General features: G+C 69.2%; 17 protein-coding genes. All 17 read left to right on the top strand.

Going from position 1 to position 19148, the window contains the following annotated elements:
- Positions 1-2: 2 nt before the first annotated feature.
- Positions 3-764, top strand: coding sequence for an ABC transporter ATP-binding protein (locus BM198_RS16320; protein WP_074971356.1), 762 nt, complete (start codon positions 3-5; stop codon positions 762-764).
- Positions 761-1960: an acyl-CoA dehydrogenase family protein gene (locus tag BM198_RS16315; protein WP_044402862.1), complete on the top strand. Its 1200-nt coding sequence runs from the start codon at positions 761-763 to the stop codon at positions 1958-1960. The genes BM198_RS16320 and BM198_RS16315 overlap by 4 nt, the downstream gene beginning before the upstream one ends.
- Positions 1957-2901, top strand: coding sequence for a D-isomer specific 2-hydroxyacid dehydrogenase family protein (locus tag BM198_RS16310; RefSeq protein ID WP_074971355.1), 945 nt, complete (start codon positions 1957-1959; stop codon positions 2899-2901). Before BM198_RS16315 ends, BM198_RS16310 begins: the two co-directional genes overlap by 4 nt.
- A gap of 28 nt (positions 2902-2929) precedes the next feature.
- The gene (locus BM198_RS16305) at positions 2930-3763 is read left to right on the top strand and encodes a class II aldolase/adducin family protein (RefSeq protein ID WP_074971354.1); all 834 of its coding nucleotides are present in this window, start codon (positions 2930-2932) and stop codon (positions 3761-3763) included.
- A 15-nt stretch (positions 3764-3778) separates the two neighbouring features.
- Complete coding sequence (locus tag BM198_RS16300; protein WP_074971353.1) at positions 3779-4732, top strand: ABC transporter substrate-binding protein; 954 nt, start codon at positions 3779-3781, stop codon at positions 4730-4732.
- A 37-nt stretch (positions 4733-4769) separates the two neighbouring features.
- Entirely contained in the window at positions 4770-5978 is a 1209-nt protein-coding gene (locus tag BM198_RS16295; RefSeq protein ID WP_074971352.1) for a dipeptidase, read from the top strand.
- A gap of 548 nt (positions 5979-6526) precedes the next feature.
- On the top strand, positions 6527-8113 hold the full coding sequence (locus BM198_RS16290; RefSeq protein WP_074971351.1) for a flavin monoamine oxidase family protein: 1587 nt from the start codon (positions 6527-6529) through the stop codon (positions 8111-8113).
- Positions 8114-8202: 89 nt separating this feature from the next.
- Positions 8203-8697: a RidA family protein gene (locus BM198_RS16285; RefSeq protein WP_074971350.1), complete on the top strand. Its 495-nt coding sequence runs from the start codon at positions 8203-8205 to the stop codon at positions 8695-8697.
- 63 nt (positions 8698-8760) lie between these two features.
- Positions 8761-11223, top strand: coding sequence for a TonB-dependent receptor plug domain-containing protein (locus BM198_RS16280; protein ID WP_074971349.1), 2463 nt, complete (start codon positions 8761-8763; stop codon positions 11221-11223).
- Complete coding sequence (locus BM198_RS16275; RefSeq protein ID WP_074971348.1) at positions 11223-12173, top strand: aliphatic sulfonate ABC transporter substrate-binding protein; 951 nt, start codon at positions 11223-11225, stop codon at positions 12171-12173. The genes BM198_RS16280 and BM198_RS16275 overlap by 1 nt, the downstream gene beginning before the upstream one ends.
- Before the next feature lie 90 nt (positions 12174-12263).
- Positions 12264-13040, top strand: coding sequence for a 2OG-Fe(II)-dependent halogenase WelO5 family protein (locus tag BM198_RS16270; RefSeq protein ID WP_044403202.1), 777 nt, complete (start codon positions 12264-12266; stop codon positions 13038-13040).
- Between the two features lie 5 nt (positions 13041-13045).
- Positions 13046-13795 carry a tRNA-dependent cyclodipeptide synthase gene (locus tag BM198_RS16265; protein WP_044402841.1) on the top strand — a complete coding sequence of 250 codons (750 nt, stop codon included), beginning with the start codon at positions 13046-13048 and terminating at the stop codon, positions 13793-13795.
- A gap of 286 nt (positions 13796-14081) precedes the next feature.
- A complete protein-coding gene (locus BM198_RS16260; RefSeq protein ID WP_083422402.1) occupies positions 14082-15638 on the top strand; it encodes a DHA2 family efflux MFS transporter permease subunit in 1557 nt (518 codons plus the stop codon).
- Complete coding sequence (locus tag BM198_RS16255; RefSeq protein WP_074971347.1) at positions 15625-16962, top strand: LLM class flavin-dependent oxidoreductase; 1338 nt, start codon at positions 15625-15627, stop codon at positions 16960-16962. Before BM198_RS16260 ends, BM198_RS16255 begins: the two co-directional genes overlap by 14 nt.
- Before the next feature lie 111 nt (positions 16963-17073).
- Positions 17074-17196: a hypothetical protein gene (locus BM198_RS30660; RefSeq protein WP_279626038.1), complete on the top strand. Its 123-nt coding sequence runs from the start codon at positions 17074-17076 to the stop codon at positions 17194-17196.
- A 6-nt stretch (positions 17197-17202) separates the two neighbouring features.
- Complete coding sequence (locus BM198_RS16250) at positions 17203-17973, top strand: hypothetical protein (protein WP_074971346.1); 771 nt, start codon at positions 17203-17205, stop codon at positions 17971-17973.
- Between the two features lie 150 nt (positions 17974-18123).
- Entirely contained in the window at positions 18124-18852 is a 729-nt protein-coding gene (locus tag BM198_RS16245) for a BPL-N domain-containing protein (protein WP_074971345.1), read from the top strand.
- Positions 18853-19148: the final 296 nt, after the last annotated feature.

Raw genomic sequence — 19148 nt, 5'->3', positions numbered from 1 at the left:
CCATGGATGTTGCGCTGCAACGCCTGCGCCCACCGGTGCGCGTGCGCGGGCTGACCCGTCGCTTCGCCGGCCAGGCCGTGCTCGACGGCCTCGACCTGGAGCTGGGTGCCGGCGAATTCGTCGCCCTGCTGGGGCGCAGCGGCTCGGGCAAGACCACGCTGCTGCGCGCCCTGGCCGGGCTGGATGCGGTGGACAGCGGCACGCTGGAGGTGCCCGAGGCCCATGCGGCGGTGTTCCAGGAGCCCCGGCTGATGCCCTGGAAGCGCGCCTGGCGCAACGTCGCCCTCGGCCTGCGCGGCGCCAACCCGCAGACCCGCGCCCTGGCCGCCTTGCAGGACGTGGGGCTGGGCCACCGCCTCGACGCCTGGCCCGGCACCCTGTCCGGCGGCGAGGCGCAGCGCGTGGCCCTGGCCCGAGCCCTGGTGCGCGAGCCGGAGTTGCTGCTGCTGGACGAGCCCTTCGCCGCGCTGGACGCCCTGACCCGCATCCGCATGCACCAGCTGATCATCGAGCTCTGGCGCACCCACCAGCCCTCGGTGCTGCTGGTCACCCACGACGTCGACGAGGCCGTGCTGCTGGCCGATCGCGTCGTCGTGCTGGAGGCCGGGTGCATCGCCGAGCAGATCCCCGTGCGCCTGCCGCGTCCACGGGAGGTGGCCAGCCGCGGCTTCCAGGAGCTGCGCCAGCACCTGCTCACCCTGCTCGGCGTCGAAGCGCCGGCCAGCCCCTTCGTCCACACCCTCGCACGGACCGCCCAACGATGAGCCTCGACCTGAAAACCGCCAAGGAGACGGCCCGCGTGCCTGACCTCGATTCCCCGGCCTTCGCCGACCTGCTGGCCCAGCTCAGCGACGAGTTCGCCGCCAGCGCCGCCCATTACGACCGCCACGGCGAATTCCCCCACGCCAACCTGCGCCGCCTGCACGAACACGGCCTCATTGCCCTCACCGTGCCGCGTCGCCTCGGCGGCAGCGAGGCCAGCCTGGCCCAGGCGCGCCGGGTGATCGCCGCCGTGGCCCGGGGCGAGCCGTCCACCGCCCTGGTGCTGGTGATGCAATACCTGCAGCACGCGCGCCTGCAGGCCAACCAGGCCTGGCCCGAGCACCTGCGCCTGCGCCTGGCCCGCGAGGCGGTGGAAGAGGGCGCGCTGATCAACGCCCTGCGCGTGGAGCCGGACCTGGGCACCCCCGCCCGTGGCGGCCTGCCGGGCACCATCGCCCGGCGCGTGCCCGAGGGCTGGCGCATCAGTGGGCGGAAGATCTACTCCACCGGCATCCCCGGGCTCACCTGGCTGTCTGTGTGGGCGCGCAGCGACGAAGCCGAACCCCGCGTCGGCACCTGGCTGGTGCACCGCGACACGCCGGGCATCCGCATCGAGGAAACCTGGGACCACCTGGGCATGCGCGCCACCTGCAGCCACGACGTGGTCTTCGACGACGTCCTGGTGCCCGACGAATACGCCGTGGACATCCTCCCCGCCAGCCAGCCGCGCCCCTCGGAGCTGGACTCCAGCGGCGTGCTCTGGCTCGCCGTGTTGCTGTCGAGCATCTATGACGGCGTCGCCCGTGCCGCCCGTGACTGGCTGGTGGGCTGGCTGGCCGAGCGCACGCCGGCCAACCTCGGCGCGCCGCTCTCCAGCCTGCCGCGCTTCCAGGAGCTGGTGGGGCGCATCGACGCACTGCTGCTGTCCAACCGCGTGCTGCTCGACGCCGCCGCCGAAGGCCGCATCCCCGCCAGCGAGGCGACCCAGGTCAAGTACCTGGTCACCACCCAGGCCATCACCGCCGTGGAGCTGGGCGTGGAAGCCATCGGCAACCCGGCCCTGGCCCGGGGCAACCCCCTGGAGCGGCACTACCGCGATGTGCTCTGCAGCCGCATCCACACCCCACAGAACGACGCCGTGCTCGGCGCCGCCGGCCGTGCCGCGTTCGCCTTGCCCAGCCGGGGCGGGCAGGCATGAGCCGGGCGCGCATCGCCAGCCAGCTGGACGGTACCTTCAACGAGCTGCTGCGCGCGCGCCTGCCGGGCGTGGAGGTGCTGGACCTGCCTCGTGGAGTACCCAGCACGCTGCCGGCGGACGTACAGGTGCTGCTCGCCGCGCCCCACGCCGATTGGCGCAACGCCGCCGAGCCGCCGCCCGGCTGGCCCTTCGGCCTGGGCTTCGTGCAGCTGGTGAGCTCGGGGCTGGATTTCTTCCCGCCCTGGCTGTTCGACGGCCCGCCGGTGGCCAGCGCCCGGGGCGCCACCGCCAGCAGCATCGCCGAGTTCGCCCTGGCGGCCATCTTCGCCGCCGCCAAGCAGCTGCCCGAGCTGTGGATCGACAGCGCCGACGCCTGGCGGCAACGCCCGCTGGCGTCCTTGGCCGGCAGCACCCTCGGCCTCTACGGCTTCGGCAGCATCGCCCGGGACCTGGCGCGCAAGGCCCTGGCGCTGGACATGCAGGTGCTCGCCCTGCGCCGTTCACCCCAGCCCTTCGGCCTGGACGGCGTACAGCGCGCCGCCGACATCCATGAACTCTTCGCCCGTGCCGATCACCTGGTGCTGGCCGCGCCGGCCACCGCCGAGACGCGCCAGGTGGTCAACCGCCAGACCCTGGCTTCGGCGCGCCCCGGCCTGCACCTGATCAACATCGCGCGCGGCGCCCTGGTGGACCAGGCCGCGCTGCTGCAGGCCCTGGACGACGGGCGCCTGGCGATCGCCAGCCTCGATGTCACCGACCCCGAGCCGCTGCCGGCCGGGCACCCGTTCTACAGCCATCCCCGTGTACGGCTGAGCCCCCACACCTCGGCCAACACGCCGCAGGTGTACCGCAACCTCGCCGCGCTGCTGGCGCGCAACCTCGAACGTTTCCACAGCGGGCAACCGCTGGAGAACCTGGTGCAGGCCACGCGTGGCTACTGAGCCCGCCGGCCCTTCAAGGAGAAACCGCATGACCGCCAGGCTGACCGGCCTCACCGGCACCCCGCAACCCACGGCCTACTCGCTGCCCCGCGACGGCCACACCGTATTCCGCTGGCAGGAGCCGCCCCAGCAGCCCACGGTCGAGGCCGAGCGCCTGCTGCGCAAGCAGCGCCTGGCCGGCTCCTTCCGCCTGTTCGCCCGCCACGGCTTCGACATGGGCGGCGCCGGGCACATCACCGTGCGCGACCCGGAGTTCCCCGACCACTTCTGGGTCAACCCGGTGGGCGTGTACTTCGGCCATATCCGCGTGTCCGACCTGCTGCTGGTGAACCCCCACGGCGAGATCGTCGAAGGGCAGGGCGCACTCAACCTCGCCGCCTTCGCCATCCACGCCGCGCTGCACGAGGCCCGGCCGGACGTGGTCGCCGCCGCCCATGCCCACTCGCTCTATGGCAAGGCCTGGTCCAGCCTCGGGCGTCTGCTCGACCCGCTGACCCAGGACGCCTGCGCCTTCCACGGCAAGCACGCGCTGTTCGACAACTTCACCGGCGTGGTGCTGGAAGCCAGCGAGGGCGCACGCATCGCCGCCACCCTGGGGCCGAGCAACGTCGCGCTGATCCTGCAGAACCACGGCCTGCTCACCGTCGGCCGCACCGTGGAGGCCGCCGTCTGGCGCTTCATCGCCCTGGACAACGCCGCCCACGCCCAGCTGCTGGCCGAGGCCGCCGGCACGCCCCGGCCCATTCCCCCGGCCGTGGCCGAACACACCGCGCGCCAGGTGGGCACCGAATTCGGCGGCTGGTTCAGCTTCCAGCCCTACTGGGACCGCCTGTTGCGCGACGAGCCCGACTTCCTCGACTGATTGCAAGGAGCCCCCATGAATCGCCGTCACTTCCTCCAGTACTCCGCCCTGGCCGGGCTCGCCTGCGCGCTGCCCACGGCCTTCGCCCGGGACTGGAACGGCATCGGCCTCAACGTCGCCACCTACAAGGGCGCGGCGCCCACCTTCTTCGACGAGGCGGGCATCGAGCGTCCGCCCTACGCGGTGAAATACGCCGAGTTCAACGGCGGCAACCTCGGTTTCGAAGCGCTGATCAGCGGCACCCTGGACCTGGCGCCCATGAGCGAGATCCCGCCGATCTTCGGCATCAGGAACCAGGCGCCGGTGAAGCTCATCGCCGTGCTCACCGGCGACGTCAACAACCAGGCCTTCGTGGTGCCCAAGGGCTCGGCCATGCAGTCCCTGGCGGAGCTGCCGGGCAAGCGCGTGGGCTACATCCGCTCCACCTCCTCGCACTACATGCTGCTGCGCGCATTGAAGGAGCAGGGCCTGACCCTGGCCGACATCCAGCCCTTCGCCCTGACGCCCCAGGACGGTTTCGCCGCCTTCCAGAACGGCAACCTGGATGTCTGGGTGACCTTCGGCTACTTCATCCAGCTGGCCGAACTGCGCAGCGGTGCGCGGGTGCTGCGCACGGGGCAGGGCTACCTCTCCGGCAACTACGTGATCGCCGCCAACCAGCGCGCCATCGACGACCCGGGCAAGCGCGCCGCCATCGAGGACTACGTCCAGCGCGAGTACCGCAGCTGGCAATGGGTGCAGCACAACCCGGAGGCCTGGGCGGCGAAGAGCGAGAAGATCCTCGGCATCCCCCGCGAGGTGTTCCTCGCCCAGTACAAGGCCCAGAGCGGGCCCCGCGTGCTGCAGGCGGTGGACGACGCCGCCGTGCGCTCCCAGCAGGCCGTGGCCGACACCTTCTTCGAGGCCGGCGTGCTGCCGCAGCGGCTGGACGTGGCGCCGCTGTGGGATCGGAGCTTCAGCTGGGGCTGAGCCCGTCACGTATCCCAGACATCCAAGGATCGGTTCCATGCACCTCAAGCCAACCCTGATCGCCCTGGCACTGCTCACCGGCAGCGCCCAGGCCACCGACGTCCCGCCCGCTATCCACGTCCTCCACGAGCGGCTGCTGGTGCTCGACAGCCACCTCGACACCCCCATGCAACTGGCGCGGCCCGGCTGGGACATCAGCCAGCGCCACCGCTACGCCGACGACCTGTCCCAGGTCGACCTGCCGCGCATACGCGAGGGCGGGCTGGATGGCGGTTTCTTCGCCGTATTCACGCCCCAGGGCCCGCGCACGGCAGAGGGGCGCACCCTGGCCAGCGAACACGGCCTGGCGGTGATCACCCGCATCCGCGACATGGTCGCCGCACGGCCCGATGAATTCGCCCTGGCCACCCGCGCGCAGGAGGTGCCCGGTATCGTCGCCTCGGGGCGCCGCGTGGTGCTGATCAGCATGGAGAACGCCGAGCCCCTGGCCGCCGACCCGGGCCGCCTGGCCACCTACCAGCGCCTGGGGCTGCGCATGCTCGGCCTGGTGCACGCGCAGAACAACGAATTCGCCGACTCCGCCACCGCGCTGCCGGAATGGCACGGCCTCAGCCCGGCCGGGCGCGAACTGGTGGGGGAGGCCAACCGGCTGGGGATTCTCATCGATGTGTCCCATGCCTCCGACGCGGTGTTCGACCAGGTGCTGGAATTGTCCCGCGCGCCGGTGATCGCTTCCCACTCCGGCGCCCGCGCCATCGGCCCGCACCCGCGTAACCTCGACGACGCGCGGCTGCGCAGGCTCGCGGAAAAGGGCGGCGTGATACAGGTCAACAGCTTCCCCAGCGACCTGGTCCCCCGGCCGCCAAACCCGGAGCGGGACAAGGTCCTGGCGCCGCTGTACCGCGAGTTCCGCCTGGCCGCCAGCCTCTCCCCGGAACAGGTGGCCGACCTCGCTCGGCGTATCCGCGAGGCCGATGCCCGCTACCCGTTGCCGCCCACGCGCCTGGACGACTTCATGGCGCACCTGCTGCACATCCTCGACGTGGTCGGCCCGCAACACGTCGGCATCGGCGCCGACTGGGACGGCGGCGGCGGCGTGGAAGGCCTGCGCGACGTCAGCGACCTGCCACGCATCAGCGAACGCCTGCTCGCCGCCGGCTACAGCGAACAGGACCTCGCCGCGATCTGGGGCGGCAACCTGCTGCGGGTGCTGGCGGCAGCGGAAGCAAACGCCGCCTCGAAGTAGCCCGGGTTCAGCCCGGGAGCGAAGCCTGTGGCATCCCCGGACTGAAGTCCGGGCTACCCAGATGCACCCTGGCGCCGATCTCCACACGAAATCGCTCAGCGCCATCCCATGCGGTAAACGCAGGTCCAGGCAAACCGTAGCCCGGGCTTCAGCCCGGGAACGGGGTTTCCGCTACCCCCGGACTGAAGTCCGGGCTACGGACGGTGCCTGCGCCTTCGCCTCCTACGGTAGCCATCCCGTCTCGCCAGGCCCGCTCTCTCGCCAACACCGCGCCGCCCGTGCCTTGGGCTACGTGGGCATGATGTTTCAAGATGATTATGCGTTTCACGCAATATGCAGATTGATAAAAATGAAACATTTTAATATTTGCATATGCTCAAAATGTATTTCTCTTATCAAATTCCGCCCCATAGGATGGCTCCACATAGAGCGATTTCGAAGCTCTTTGATGTGAATCTATAACCGGATGCGATATCCGGATGCAGCCAGGGAAGAGCGCCATCGGGCGAGCCGTGCCTGGTGGAAGGGAATCAAGGAGAGTGCCTGCAATGCCTTTGACCAGACGACAGCTCATCGCCCGTATCGGTGCCGTTGGGGGCTACCGCGCCGCCATGGCGGCCATGGGTGTGCTCGGGGTGATGAGCCCGGCCACGGGGGCCAGCCAGGAGAACTACGCGGCGCTGCAACCGGCCAGCGGCCTGGGGCAGGGCGCCAGCGTCACCGTGGTCGGTGCCGGCATCGGCGGGCTGGTGGCGGCCTACGAGCTGCGCAAGGCCGGCTTCGCCGTGACCCTGCTGGAGGCCCGCGAGCGGGTCGGCGGGCGCAACTGGACGCTGCGCCGTGGCGATCGCGTCGAGTACACCGACGGCACCACCCAGGTCGCCGATTTCGACGAGGGTTTCTACTTCAACGCCGGCCCCGCGCGCCTGCCCAGCCACCACCAGCTGATGCTCGGCTACTGCCGCGAGCTGGGGGTGGAGCTGGAGGTGCTGGTGAACACCAGCCGCAACGCCCTGGTGCGCCCGGACCTGTCCGCGCCGCCGATGCAGATCCGCCAGGCGGTGAACGACAGCCGCGGCCACATCGCCGAGCTGCTGGCCAAGGCGGTCAACCGCCATGCCCTGGACCAGGAGCTGAACGCAGCCGACCGGCAGAACCTGCTGGGTTTCCTCAAGACCTGGGGCGACCTCTCGGAGAAGCTCGACTACCTCGGCTCGGCGCGCTCCGGCTACAAGGTGTGGCCCGGTGCCGGCGACCAGCTGGCGCAGAAGAACGAGCCGCTGCCGCTGCGCACGCTGCTCAACCCGGCCCTGGGCACCGCGCTGATGATCGACGAATACCCGGAGTTCTCGCCCACCATGTTCCAGCCGGTGGGCGGCATGGACCGCATCCCGGCGGCCTTCCAGCGCCACCTGCAGCCGTCCCTGCGCCTGGGGGCCGAGGTGCGCTCCATCCGCAACCACGAGGACCGCGTGGAGATCGGCTACCGCGACCGCCGCAGCGGCCGCGAGCAGCAGGTGACCAGCGACTACGCGGTGATCGCGCTGCCGCTGCCGCTGCTGGCCAGGATCGACAGCAACTTCACCGCGCCGGTGCGCCAGGCGATCTCGGCGGTGCAGTTCGGCTACGCCAACAAGGTGGCCTGGCAGTCGCGGCGCTTCTGGGAGACCGACTACCAGATCTACGGCGGGCTTTCCTTCATCAACCAGGAGGCCTCTGGGCTCTGGTACCCCAGCGGCGGCTTCAACCAGGCCGAGGGCATCCTCATAGCCGCGTACAACAACGGCGAGGTGGCACGCAAATTCGGCGACAAAACCATCGACGAGCAGATCGCCCTGTCGCGCCAGGCCGTGGAGCTGCTGCACCCCGGCCACGGGCAGGACCTGCGCAAGCCGCTGGCCATCGCCTGGAACCGCATTCCCCACAGCCTCGGCCCCTGGATCAGCCACGAGGTGGCGGAGCCGGACTACGGCCTGCTCAACCAGGCCCAGGGCCGCGTGCACCTGACCAGCGACGGCCTCGCCCACAGCGGCGTGGGCATCTGGCAGGAAGCCGCCGCCGGCGCTGCCCGGCGCGTGGTGCGGAACATCTTCGAGCGTGCGCAAGGCACGTCGCAACACCGGCAAACGGCCTGAACCACGCCGCGCCGCATCCATAACCAGATCCACCTGCCAGGTAGCGGACCTCCGAGGCTGGCGCCAACACAGACCTTGGAGCTTTCGCGATGCCTTTCAAACATGCCCTTCTGGGGTTGGGGGTCCTTTTCGCCACCGTCGGCCAGGCCGCGGAGATCGAGCGGGTGCCCTCGACCTATCCCAACTCGCCGATCCTGCAGTCGGCGACCCTGCCGCCGGGCACGGCGCTGACCTTCGTCTCCGGCATCCTCCCGGACCCGGCCGACCCCAAGGCCGCCAAGGATGACCTGCGCGCCGCCGGCGACACCGAGGCGCAGACCATCGCCGTGCTGCGCAAGGTGGAGGCCGCCCTGGCCCCGCGCGGCCTCGGCCTGGGCGATGTGGTGCAACTGCGGGTGTACCTGGTGGGCGACCCGAAGCTGGACGGGCGCATGGACTTCGAAGGCCTGCAGCGCGGCTTCCGGCAGTTCTTCGGCAGCGAGAAGCAGCCGCTGAAGCCGACCCGCACCACGGTGCAGGTGGCCGGGCTGGTGTTGCCCGGCGCGCTGATCGAAGTCGAGGCGGTGGCCGCCAAGGCCCGCTGACCCAATCCCCCACAGATCGAGCCAGATGCGGCCGGGTTGCGGTCGCCTACAGGAAGTCCCGTGATGCGTAACGCCTTCAGCAAGACCTTCTCGCTTTCCCCCCTCAGCGCCGCGCTGCTCCTCGCCCTGGGCGGCGAGGCGCTGGCCGCCAGCGACCCGACCCTGTCCACCGTGGTGGTGACCGGCGTGCGCGGCAGCCAGCAGCGCACCGTGACCGACAGCCCCGCGCCGGTGGACGTGATCTCCGGCGAGCAGTTGAAGACCAGCGGCCAGAACGGCCTCAAGGACATGCTCACGCGCCTGCTGCCGTCCTTCAACGCACCCACCATCAACGGCGGCGGCACCGCCTTCCTGGTGCGTGGCATCAGCATGCGCGGCCTGGGCGGTGACCAGGTGCTGATCCTGGTGAACGGCAAGCGCCGCCACAACACCGCGATGATCAACAACAACGCCCGGGTCGGCACCGCCGCCGTGCCGGTGGACCTGGACCTGATCCCCACCGCCGCCATCGAGCGCATCGAGGTGCTGCGCGACGGCGCCGCCGCCCAGTACGGCTCCGACGCCATCGCCGGGGTGATCAACATCATCCTCAAGAAGGACGCCGAGGGGATCACCTCGGACAGCTCCCTCGGCCAGTACTACAGCGGCGACGGCACCACCGGCCACGAGGCCGCCAACTTCGGCTTCGGCCTGGGGGAGGGCGGCTTCTTCAACCTTTCCTTCGACGCCAAGGTGCAGGAGCCCTATGACCGCGCCGGCGCCGTGCGCGGCAACTTCGGCACCCTGGAGAACGGCCAGCCGGACCCGCGCATCACCCAGCGCCACGGCTGGGGCGAGGAGTACGGACTGGGCCGCGACCGCACCTACAGCAGCGCCTACAACCTGGAGCTGCCGCTGGGCGAGGACCTCAAGCTCTACTCCTTCTCCACCCTCAGCTACCGCGACGGCAAGAAGGTGCTCGGCCACCGCGCGCCCACCGACATCACCGCCACCAACTGGCTGGCCAACCAGCCGTACCCCAAGGGCGGCCAGGCCACCCGCGAGGTGAACGAGACGGACTACCAGTTCCTCGCCGGGCTCAAGGGCCTGGCCGCCGACTGGGACTGGGACCTCTCCACCAGCTACGGCCGCGACAAGGCCAAGCTCTACACCGACAACAACCTCAACCTCTCCAACGGGCCGGATTTCAGTCAGCGGCGTTTCCACCTGACCGACGAGATCTTCGACCAGTGGACCACCAACCTGGACCTGACCCGTGCGCTGGACATCGGCCTGGACAGCCCCCTGGAAACCTCCGCCGGCATCGAATACCGCTGGGAGAAGTACGAACTCACCGAGGGCGAGCCCAACTCCTACAACTACGGCAACTACGTGATTCCCAGCGGCAGCCTGGGCGGGCGCCGACCCGACCCGGGCCTGTTCTCGGTCAACGGCACCACCCCCGAGGACGCTGGCGACATGATCCGCCACAGCGGCGCCGCCTATGTGGACTTCGGCCTCAACGTCACCCCGCAGTGGTACAACGCCTTCGCCCTGCGCTACGAGCGCTACAACCAGGACATCGGCGAGACCCTCAGCGGCAAGTTCACCACCCGCTACGAGTTCGCCCCGGGCTACGCGGTGCGGGCGGCGGTGAGCAACGGCTTCCGCGCGCCATCCCTGGCGCAGAACGTGTTCTCCTCCACCAGCTCGGTCACCATATTCGGTGCCGGCGGCGCCACCACCACCGCGCGCACCAAGCAGATGCGCCCCGGCTCGCGGGAAGCCATCGCCCTCGGTGCCAAGGCCCTGGAGCCGGAAACCTCGCGCAACTACAGCCTGGGCTTCACCGCCGAACCCACCGACCGCCTGCGCCTGACCGCCGACTTCTACCTGATCGACATCGACGACCGCATTCTGCAGACCGGCGTGCTCACCGGCCCGGCGGTGTCGGCGATCCTGGTGGCCAACGGCCTGTCGCCGAACCTTTCCGGCCAGTATTTCGCCAACGCCGCCGACACCCGCACCAAGGGCGTCGACCTGGTGGCCGAGTACCGCCAGCCGCTGGACGAGTACGGCACGGTGCGCTGGAGCCTTGCCTACAACCACAACAAGACCACCATCCGCGACCTCGCCGACACGCCGCCCGAGCTGTCCAGCCTGGGTTCCGGCTACGTGCTGTTCGACCGCCAGCAGCAAACCGACCTGACCAAGGCCACGCCTAAGGACAAGTGGATCCTCAACACCAACTACAAGGTGGACGACTGGACCCTGAACCTGACGCTGACCCGCTATGGCGAATACACCGAGGGCTCGAACATCCCGGCCAACGACCGCACCTACAGCGCCAAGTGGATCACCGACATCGACGTCGCCTACGACGTCACCCAGAACCTCACCGTGGCCCTGGGGGCGAACAACCTGTTCGACGTCTACCCGGACAAGATCGGCATCGTGCCCTGGGCCGGTACCTACGAGTACGGGATGTTCTCGCCCTACGGGCTGGGTGGCGGCTACTACTACGGCCGCGTGAGCCTGGCGTTCTGATGATGGGCACGGGACGTTTGCTGGCGGGCCTCCTGTGCCTGGCGCTGGGGGCTGCCCCGGCGCTGGGCGCCGAGGCGCTGCGCGTGTCGAGCCAGAAGAACTCGCTGCAGGTGCTGCTGCAGGCCGCCGGCGAGCTGGAGTCGGTGCCGTACCCCATCGAGTTCGCCGCCTTCGGTGCGGCGGCGCCCACGGCCGAGGCCCTGAGCGCCGGTGCGGTGGATGTCGGCACCCTGGGCGTCGCGCCCTTCGTCTTCGCCGCCTCGGCCGGTGCCGGGTTGAAGACGGTGGGCGTGGTGCGCCTGAAGGTCACGCCCACGGCGGTGGCCATCGTCGTGCCCGAGGGCTCGCCACTTACCGATGCGGCGTCCCTGGTGGGCACGCGCATCACCACCACGCGCGGCTCCATCGGCCATTACCTGGCGCTCGCGGCGCTGCGCTCGGTGGGCCGCAGCGGGCGCGATGCGACGTTCGTGTTCCTGCAGCCGGGGGAGTCCCGCAGCCTGCTGGCCAACGGCGGGGCGGATGCCTGGGCCACCTGGGACCCGTACACCAGCATGGTGCAGCTGGAAGGCGGCACGCGGGTGCTGGTCAGCGGGGAAGGGCTGTTCGCCGGCAACATGCTGCTGGTGGCCAACCCGGCGGCGATCCGCGACAAGCCGGAGCAACTGCGGGACTTCCTCCAGCGCGTTGGCCGCGCCTGGGACTGGGCCAACGCCCATGTCGAGGCCTTCTCGGCGATCCAGGCGCGCCAGAGCGGCCTGCCGCTGGAGGTGCACCTGCGCTCCAACCGCTACTCACAACCCAGGCGGGTGGACGTGGACGAGGCCCTGGTGCAGGACCTCGCCGACACCGCCCGGCTGTACCGGGACGAGGGTGTGATCGGCCCCGGCTTCGTGGCAGCCGAGCAGGTGGACCGGCGCTTCAACAGCCACGGGGAGGCGCATCCATGACCCGTCCCGAAGCCCATGCCCCTCCAGGGCCGCCCCTTCCCCGAACCCACAACGGACGTTCCATTTCAGGGATACATGCGAGGCAACACCATGCTGATCACCACCACGGTCGACGAACTGACCGCCGACCACCTGGCCGGCCTGATCCAGGCCCGGCACTACGGCATCCTCATCAAGGGCTTTGCCCCGGCCGACACCGTTGAACTGGCCCGCGAGCGGCTCAGCCGCCACGAACTGCGCAGCGCCTTCAGCGAGCAGAACGAGTTCGTGCGCCTGGGCAAGGCCTATATCGAGATCGGCGACGAGGCCAGCCGCGCCGAGTACCACGCCCAGGCCGTGCCCACCATCCGCCGCGTGCGCGACGTGTTCCGGCCTCTGGCGTCGCCCATCGACGAGCTGCGCCTGCTGCTCGACGAGGTCTGGCCCAAGGGCGCGCGCCTGCTGGATGTGAACGGGCAGAAGTGCTTCGTCGGCATCACCCGCTTCCTCGGCAATGGCACCGACCTCACCCCCCATACCGACAACCTCGAGCGCAACGCGCCCCAGGACCACGAGCCCAAGCTGCTGACGCAGTTGTCCGCCAACGTCTACCTGGCCATCCCGGAGGACGGCGGCGAACTGGAGTTCTGGGGCCAGCAGCCCGACGAGGCGGAATACGAGCGGCTGCGCGGCTCGCGTGCCTACGGCATCGAACGGCACCTGCTGCCGCCGCCGGAGGTGGTGGTCAAGCCCGAGCCGGGCGACCTGATCCTGCTCAACCCGCGGCTGATCCACGCAGTGCGCCCCTCGGCCACCGCCACACGGATCACCCTCGGCGTATTCATCGGTTATTTCGGCGACGACCAGCCCCTGGCCTATTGGAGCTAAGCAGCATGAGTGACGTGGAAGCGATCAACCTGAAAGCCTATTTCAACAAGGGCGGCGAGGAGCTGGACTTCACCGGCAAGCGCTGCGTGCTGGCGGTGAGCGTGGGGCAGGAGTACCACGAGGGGCAGAAGCTCAGCTCCACCGTGCACCTGATCAACAAGTCCGGCTTCAGTCGGGTGAAGGTGGTGGTGGCCGACACCCTGCAGCGCCACAACAAGCACGGCAAGTCGCCGGGGGAGGCGCTCTCCGCCTCGATCCGCGACGGCGACGCCTGGCTGGCGCGCAACCGCCGCTACCTGTCGGGGCTGGAAGCACCGGTAACGGTCAGCCGCTGGAACCAGGAGCTGGCCTCCGACCGCTACGCGGAGCTGCGCCAGCAGGTGGACCAGCTCTATCGCGAGAGCGAGGACCTGCGCGGCGCCATCGAGGCCACCATCGGCGTGTTCATCGAGCGCCTGCGATTGCGCGACCCGGACGCCGATGTCGAGCGCGCGGCTGCGCAATGCCGCGAGTACATCCTGGAAGAGGTGCCGATCATCCTCCCGCTGTGGGCGGAGGAGGGCTATGACTACGTGATCTACCCGCAGCAGATGACTGACGCCATGGCCACTGCCCGGCGCCTGCTGATCGAGCCCCACGCGCCGGACCGGGTGCACTGGCTGCCGCTGAAGTTCAAGAAGCGTGGCATCCCGATTCCCTTCACCCTCCCGGGCGCCGTGCACCCGGCCTGGGCGGGGAGTGCGATTGCGATCTGAGGGCCAGGTCATCTAGGGGCGGCTCGCGCCGCCCATCGCGAATGAATTCGCTCCCACACGGCACGATCGTTCCCTGTAGGGGCGAATTCATTCGCCCAGCGATGCACAGCATCGCCAACCGACCCGGCACACAGCCGGAGGGTTGATGAAACGGCTGTAGGAGCGGATTCATCCGCGAAAAGGGCGCAGCCCTGCGGTCTACCTGGGCGAATGAATTCGCCCCAACCAGGGCCCCACGCCACACGGACGACGGCCTCCACCCCCTGTCATGACGGAAGGAGTTCCCATGAGCGTTTTTGCGCAACAGCAACGCAAATGGTGGGCCTTGCTCGGTGTGAGCATCGCCAGTTTTCTCGGCTGCGTGGATTTCACCATCGTCAACACCGCGCTGCCGGCCCTGCAGGCCGACCTCGGTGCTTCGGTGGAAAGCCTGCAATGGGTGATCAACGGCTTCATCCTCGCGCTCTCCAGCACCATGGTGCTGGTGGGCCGGCTGGCCGACCTGCATGGCCGCCGGCGGGTGCTGAACATCGGCCTCGCGGTGTTCGGCCTGGCCTCCCTGGGTGCCGGCCTGGCCACCAGCATCGATGCCCTGGTGGCCGCGCGGGTGGCCCAGGGGCTGGCCTGTGCGGTGCTGTACACGGCCTCCGGCGCCATCGTCTCGGCCACCTTCGCCGCCGAGGAGCAGGGCAAGGCCTTCGGCATCCTGTTCGGCGTCAACGGCGTCGGCCTCGCCGTGGGACCGGTGCTGGGCGGGGTGATCACCAGCGCTTTCGGCTGGCAGTGGATCTTCCTGGTCAACGTGCCCTTCGTGCTGCTCAGCCTGGCGATCATCGCACTGGCGGCGGACGAATCCCGTGCCGAGCAGGACGGCGCGCGACTCGACTGGGCCGGCGCCGTATTGCTGCTGGCGGGCCTGCCGAGCCTGGTGCTGGTGATCGTCCAGGGCGGCGCCTGGGGCTGGGCCTCGGCCACCACCCTGGGCCTGATCGGCCTGGCCGCGCTGGCCTTCATCGCCTTCGTCGCGGTGGAGCTGCGGGTGCGTGCGCCCATCGTCGACCTGCGCCTGTTCGCCAACCGCCGCTTCGTCGCCGCGGTGACCGCCAGCTTCGGCCTGGCGCTGTTCTACTGCGTGGCCTTCTTCGTGATGCCGCTGTACCTGTCGCTGATCCGTGGCGAGAGCGTGCAGGCCAGCGGCCTGCTGCTGCTGCCCACCACCCTGGGCGTGGCGCTGCTGTCGCCGGTGGTGGGGCGGCTGGTGGACCGCAAGGGCCCGGCGCTGCTGATCCAGGCCGGGCTGCTGTTCTTCGCCCTGTCGGCCTTGCTGCAGGCCGGCTTCGCCGAGGGCACCTCGCTGCCGTACCTGCTGGGCGCCTTCGCGGTGATGGGGTTGGGCTGGGCCTGCATCCTCGGGCCGTCCACGGTGCTGGGCATCTCCTCGGTGCCGCAGCAGGTGGGCTCGGTGGCCATGGGTTCGCTGATGACCCTGCACAACGTCGGCGGCGGCCTCGGCCTGGCGGTCGGCGTGGGCCTCTACCGCGCATTCGCCGCCCACGCGCTGGCCGGCTCCACGGGCGTGGCGGCCGATACCGACTGGCTGGCCCGTGCGGCGGCCGCGCCGGAGCAGGGCGTGGCACTGCTGGGCGCGCACCTGGCACAGGCCCCGGAGGTGCTGCAGGGCTGGGTGCACGGCGCTTTCCTCCAGGGCTACCAGGCGGTGATGCTGTTCCTCGCCGCCAGCGTGCTGCTGGTCTGGGCCAGCGTCGCCCTGCTGCTGCGGGCCCGGGTGGTCGCGCCCGCCGATGCGGCTGCCGAGCAGGAGCCCAGCCATGGCAAGGCGTGACGGTCGCCTGCGCCTGGGTGCCTTCCTCTCCGGCTCCGGCGCCCATGCCGGCAGCTGGCGCCACCCCCGGGCGGACGCCGACGCCTCGATCAACTTCGAGCGCTACCGGCACTACGCCCAGACCCTGGAACGTGGGCGCTTCGATGCGCTGTTCCTCAACGACAACGTGGCGGTGGGCGAGCTGGACCCGCGTGTGCTGCGCAGCAGCGCCTACAGCCTGCGCTGGGACCCCTTGACCCTGCTGCCGGCGCTGGCGGTGACGCCCCGGCACATCGGCCTGATCGCCACCGCCAACACCAGCTACAACGAGCCCTACACCATCGCCCGCAAGTTCGCCTCGCTGGATCACCTGTCCGGCGGCCGCGCCGGCTGGAACCTGGTGACGGCGCTGATCGGCGGGGAGAACTTCAACCGCGCCGAGCACCTGCAGCATGCCGACCGCTACGCGCGCGCCGGGGAGTTCTTCGAGGTGGTCACCGGGCTCTGGGACAGCTGGGCCGACGACGCCTTCCCCCTGGACAAGGCCACCGGCACCTGGCTGGAACCGGCGCGCATGCGCGTGCTGGACCACGAAGGCGAGCACTTCCGCGTGCGCGGCCCGTTGAATGCACCCCGGCCGTTGCAAGGCTGGCCGGTGATCGCCCAGGCCGGTTCCTCCGAAGCCGGTCGCGCCCTGGCGGCGCGCACCGCCGAGCTGGTGTTCACCGCCAAGCAGACCCTGGAGGAGGGCAAGGCCTTCCATGCCGATATCCACCAGCGCCTGGCGTTGGCCGGGCGCGAGGAGGGTGAACTCAAGGTGTTCCCCGGCCTGGCCCCGGTGGTGGGGCGCACCGCCAGCGAGGCGCAGGAGAAGCACGAGGAGCTGCAGGCGCTGGTGGACCCGGAGGCGGCGCTCAAGGCGCTGTCCTTCCTGGTGGACATCGGCATCGACCTGGAACGCCTGCCACCGGACGCGCCCGTGGTATTGCCCGATCCCTTGCCAGTCACCGAGCGCCACAAGAGCCGCCAGCAACTGGTGATCGACCTGATCCGCCGCGAGAAGCCCACCGCCGCGCAGCTGCTGCGCACGCTCGGTGCCGGCGGCCATCGCCTGCTGGTGGGCACGCCGAGCCAGATAGTCGAGGAGATGGCCTGCTGGTACGAAGAGCGCGCGGCGGATGGCTTCAACCTGCTGTTCACCCACCTGCCGGGCGGGCTGGAGGACTTCGTCGACCTGGTGATCCCCGAGCTGCAGCGTGTCGGGCTGTTCCGCCGCGAATACGAAGGCCGCACCCTGCGCGAAAACCTCGGCCTGGAACGCGTCGCCAACCGGCATTTCGCCTAGCGCGGCCAGGCTTTCGGAATCCCCGGACTGCAATCCGGGCGTTCCGCTCCGGCGTGGTGATCGAGGCCGAAGAGCGGTAGATTTCCCGCTTTCATCACGGAGCGGCAGCACATGGACAACCCTTTCCAATCCCCGGCCACCGATGTCCCCACGGAGAAGGACGGCAGCACGTCGAGCCCGGCATCCCTCGTGCTGCGCCTGGCGATCCTGGCGTTCCCCATCGAGCAGGCGTGACCGAACATGGGCACCTGGGGGGCGGGGCTGTATTCCGATGACACGACCTGTGATGTGCGGGATGACTACGTCCAACACCTGAAGCACGGACTTTCCCACGGTGAGGCCTGCGAGAAGGTCCTGGGCCGCCATGCCGCACGGCTGGGCGAGCCTGAGGTGGCCTGCCTGGTGTACGTCGCCCTGGCCGACACGGCCTGGAAGTACGGCCGGCTGGACGAGACGCTCAAGGACAAGGCGCTGTCGCTGCTGCGCGCGGGCGGGGACCTGTTCGTGTGGGAGCGCGATGCGCCCGGGGATGTGCCGGCTCGTCGCAAGACCCTCAAAGCGCTCGAAGCCAGGCTGGCGACCCCTCAGCCGGCGGAAAAGCCTGTGAAGGTGTCGCCGCCCAGGCCCAGGAAGCCTCGTACCACGGCGCCTGTGGGCTCGGTCTTCTCGCTGGCATTGCCCAGCCAACGCCAGGTGCTGCTGGTCCTGGTGGGCTTCGTCGAGCTGGAGAAGAGCATCGACCCGGTGTTCTCGGTCCTGGCGCAGCCCATCGCCTCAGCTGAATCACTGCCCATTCGAATCACTGGCGATGCCCCGACACTGGTGCTCTCGAAGGGCTTTCGGCAGCCATTCCGGCACGTTGCGATCCTGCCCCGGGATGAACGAAAGGACATCCTCAGCGGGCTGACGCGCCTGGACATCACCGTCGAAGCGGCGCTGCCGTTCCAGCGGGAGTACACGGTGTGGCTGGCATTGGGGCGCATTGCCAGTGAGGTCGACGCGCACCTTTGAGACGGGTGAACGGGCAGGGGGAGGAGGGGAGCGCCCCTTCTCGTCGACGCTCAAGGCTTGCGTAAATTGACGCTGTCATAACCGATTAACCGCCATACGGGTTTGTTACATGTAGTGCCCGTGCCACTCCCACACAAAGGAACTGTGCTGATGAAAAAGACTGTACTGGCCGCCGTGGCCCTGGTGTTTCCGCTGCTGGCCAAGGCCGAACTGGCGGTGATCTTCGACGGTGCCGGCACCTGCGACGGCTGCGCGAAGACCGTCGCTGAACTGTTGCAGAAAGAACGCTACGACGTCCGCCTGGTGGATGAAGACCAACTCGGCGCCGAGGTGCTCGAGGACGCCGATCTCTACGTACAGCCGGGTGGCTCGGACGACATCATGGACACCTTGTCGGAGCTGTCCGCCAGCCAGGTGCAGGCCATCCGCGACTTCGTCGCCCAGGGTGGCCAGTACCTGGGCATCTGTGCCGGCGGTTACCTGGCTGGGCGCTTTGCCGACGAGAAGGAAGGCGTCCCGGCCTTTGGCCTGATCGAGCTGGCCGAGGTCGACCAGGAAATCCCGAAGGACAACGCGGCGCAGTTCATCTCCATCCAGCTGCCCGCAGGCCACCAGCAGCGTGACGTCTACTACCAGGCCGGCCCGCATTTCGGCAGCCGGCTCCCGGCTGGCGCCCAGGCGACGGCGTACTACACGAAATCCCGACGCATCGCCGCGCGAATCTCGTCCTACGGCAAAGGCACGGTCGGCCTCATCGGCCCGCATTACGAAGCGGACAGTTCCTGGTACGCCGCCGATGGGTTGCCATCCGACGCAGACGAACATCAGGACTTGCTGGTGGCCATGCTGGCGCAGATGAAGGAACGCGCCGGGCAGTGATCGCCGCGTGGTAACGACGCAGAAACCGAAAGACTGATCGAAGAGCGAGCCAAGGATGATTTCCAGCGTATCCGCAGCGTGGAAAGCACTGGGGAATCACTCAGCCAGGAAACGCGCAATTAACCCATAATGTAGATTATGTTAAACGATAGCCCATGTTAAGCATGTTCATAGGCTCCTCAAGTACACCGAACTAAAAATAGAAAATTCCCAGCACTAATCTTCAAAAATGGAGAACGCTTTACCTGTTTTGTTCTTCAGCATCCGGAAGTGAAGATCCAAAAACCTGTGTCCCG

The organism is Metapseudomonas otitidis, assembly GCF_900111835.1.
Classification (GTDB): domain Bacteria; phylum Pseudomonadota; class Gammaproteobacteria; order Pseudomonadales; family Pseudomonadaceae; genus Metapseudomonas; species Metapseudomonas otitidis.
Note: the sequence above shows the minus strand (reverse complement) of the source record. Positions and strands in the feature narration are given on the sequence as shown.

Bases quoted from the DNA above. Each gene is read 5' to 3' on its own strand.
- BM198_RS16285 (WP_074971350.1), top strand. From the start codon at position 8,203: ATGCCTTTCAAACATGCCCTTCTGGGGTTGGGGGTCCTTTTCGCCACC.
- BM198_RS16270 (WP_044403202.1), top strand. From the start codon at position 12,264: ATGCTGATCACCACCACGGTCGACGAACTGACCGCCGACCACCTGGCC.
- BM198_RS16320 (WP_074971356.1), top strand. From the start codon at position 3: ATGGATGTTGCGCTGCAACGCCTGCGCCCACCGGTGCGCGTGCGCGGG.
- BM198_RS16275 (WP_074971348.1), top strand. From the start codon at position 11,223: ATGATGGGCACGGGACGTTTGCTGGCGGGCCTCCTGTGCCTGGCGCTG.
- BM198_RS30660 (WP_279626038.1), top strand. From the start codon at position 17,074: ATGGACAACCCTTTCCAATCCCCGGCCACCGATGTCCCCACGGAGAAG.
- BM198_RS16260 (WP_083422402.1), top strand. From the start codon at position 14,082: ATGAGCGTTTTTGCGCAACAGCAACGCAAATGGTGGGCCTTGCTCGGT.
- BM198_RS16265 (WP_044402841.1), top strand. From the start codon at position 13,046: ATGAGTGACGTGGAAGCGATCAACCTGAAAGCCTATTTCAACAAGGGC.
- BM198_RS16245 (WP_074971345.1), top strand. From the start codon at position 18,124: ATGAAAAAGACTGTACTGGCCGCCGTGGCCCTGGTGTTTCCGCTGCTG.
- BM198_RS16295 (WP_074971352.1), top strand. From the start codon at position 4,770: ATGCACCTCAAGCCAACCCTGATCGCCCTGGCACTGCTCACCGGCAGC.
- BM198_RS16300 (WP_074971353.1), top strand. From the start codon at position 3,779: ATGAATCGCCGTCACTTCCTCCAGTACTCCGCCCTGGCCGGGCTCGCC.
- BM198_RS16250 (WP_074971346.1), top strand. From the start codon at position 17,203: ATGGGCACCTGGGGGGCGGGGCTGTATTCCGATGACACGACCTGTGAT.
- BM198_RS16280 (WP_074971349.1), top strand. From the start codon at position 8,761: ATGCGTAACGCCTTCAGCAAGACCTTCTCGCTTTCCCCCCTCAGCGCC.
- BM198_RS16255 (WP_074971347.1), top strand. From the start codon at position 15,625: ATGGCAAGGCGTGACGGTCGCCTGCGCCTGGGTGCCTTCCTCTCCGGC.
- BM198_RS16290 (WP_074971351.1), top strand. From the start codon at position 6,527: ATGCCTTTGACCAGACGACAGCTCATCGCCCGTATCGGTGCCGTTGGG.
- BM198_RS16310 (WP_074971355.1), top strand. From the start codon at position 1,957: ATGAGCCGGGCGCGCATCGCCAGCCAGCTGGACGGTACCTTCAACGAG.
- BM198_RS16315 (WP_044402862.1), top strand. From the start codon at position 761: ATGAGCCTCGACCTGAAAACCGCCAAGGAGACGGCCCGCGTGCCTGAC.
- BM198_RS16305 (WP_074971354.1), top strand. From the start codon at position 2,930: ATGACCGCCAGGCTGACCGGCCTCACCGGCACCCCGCAACCCACGGCC.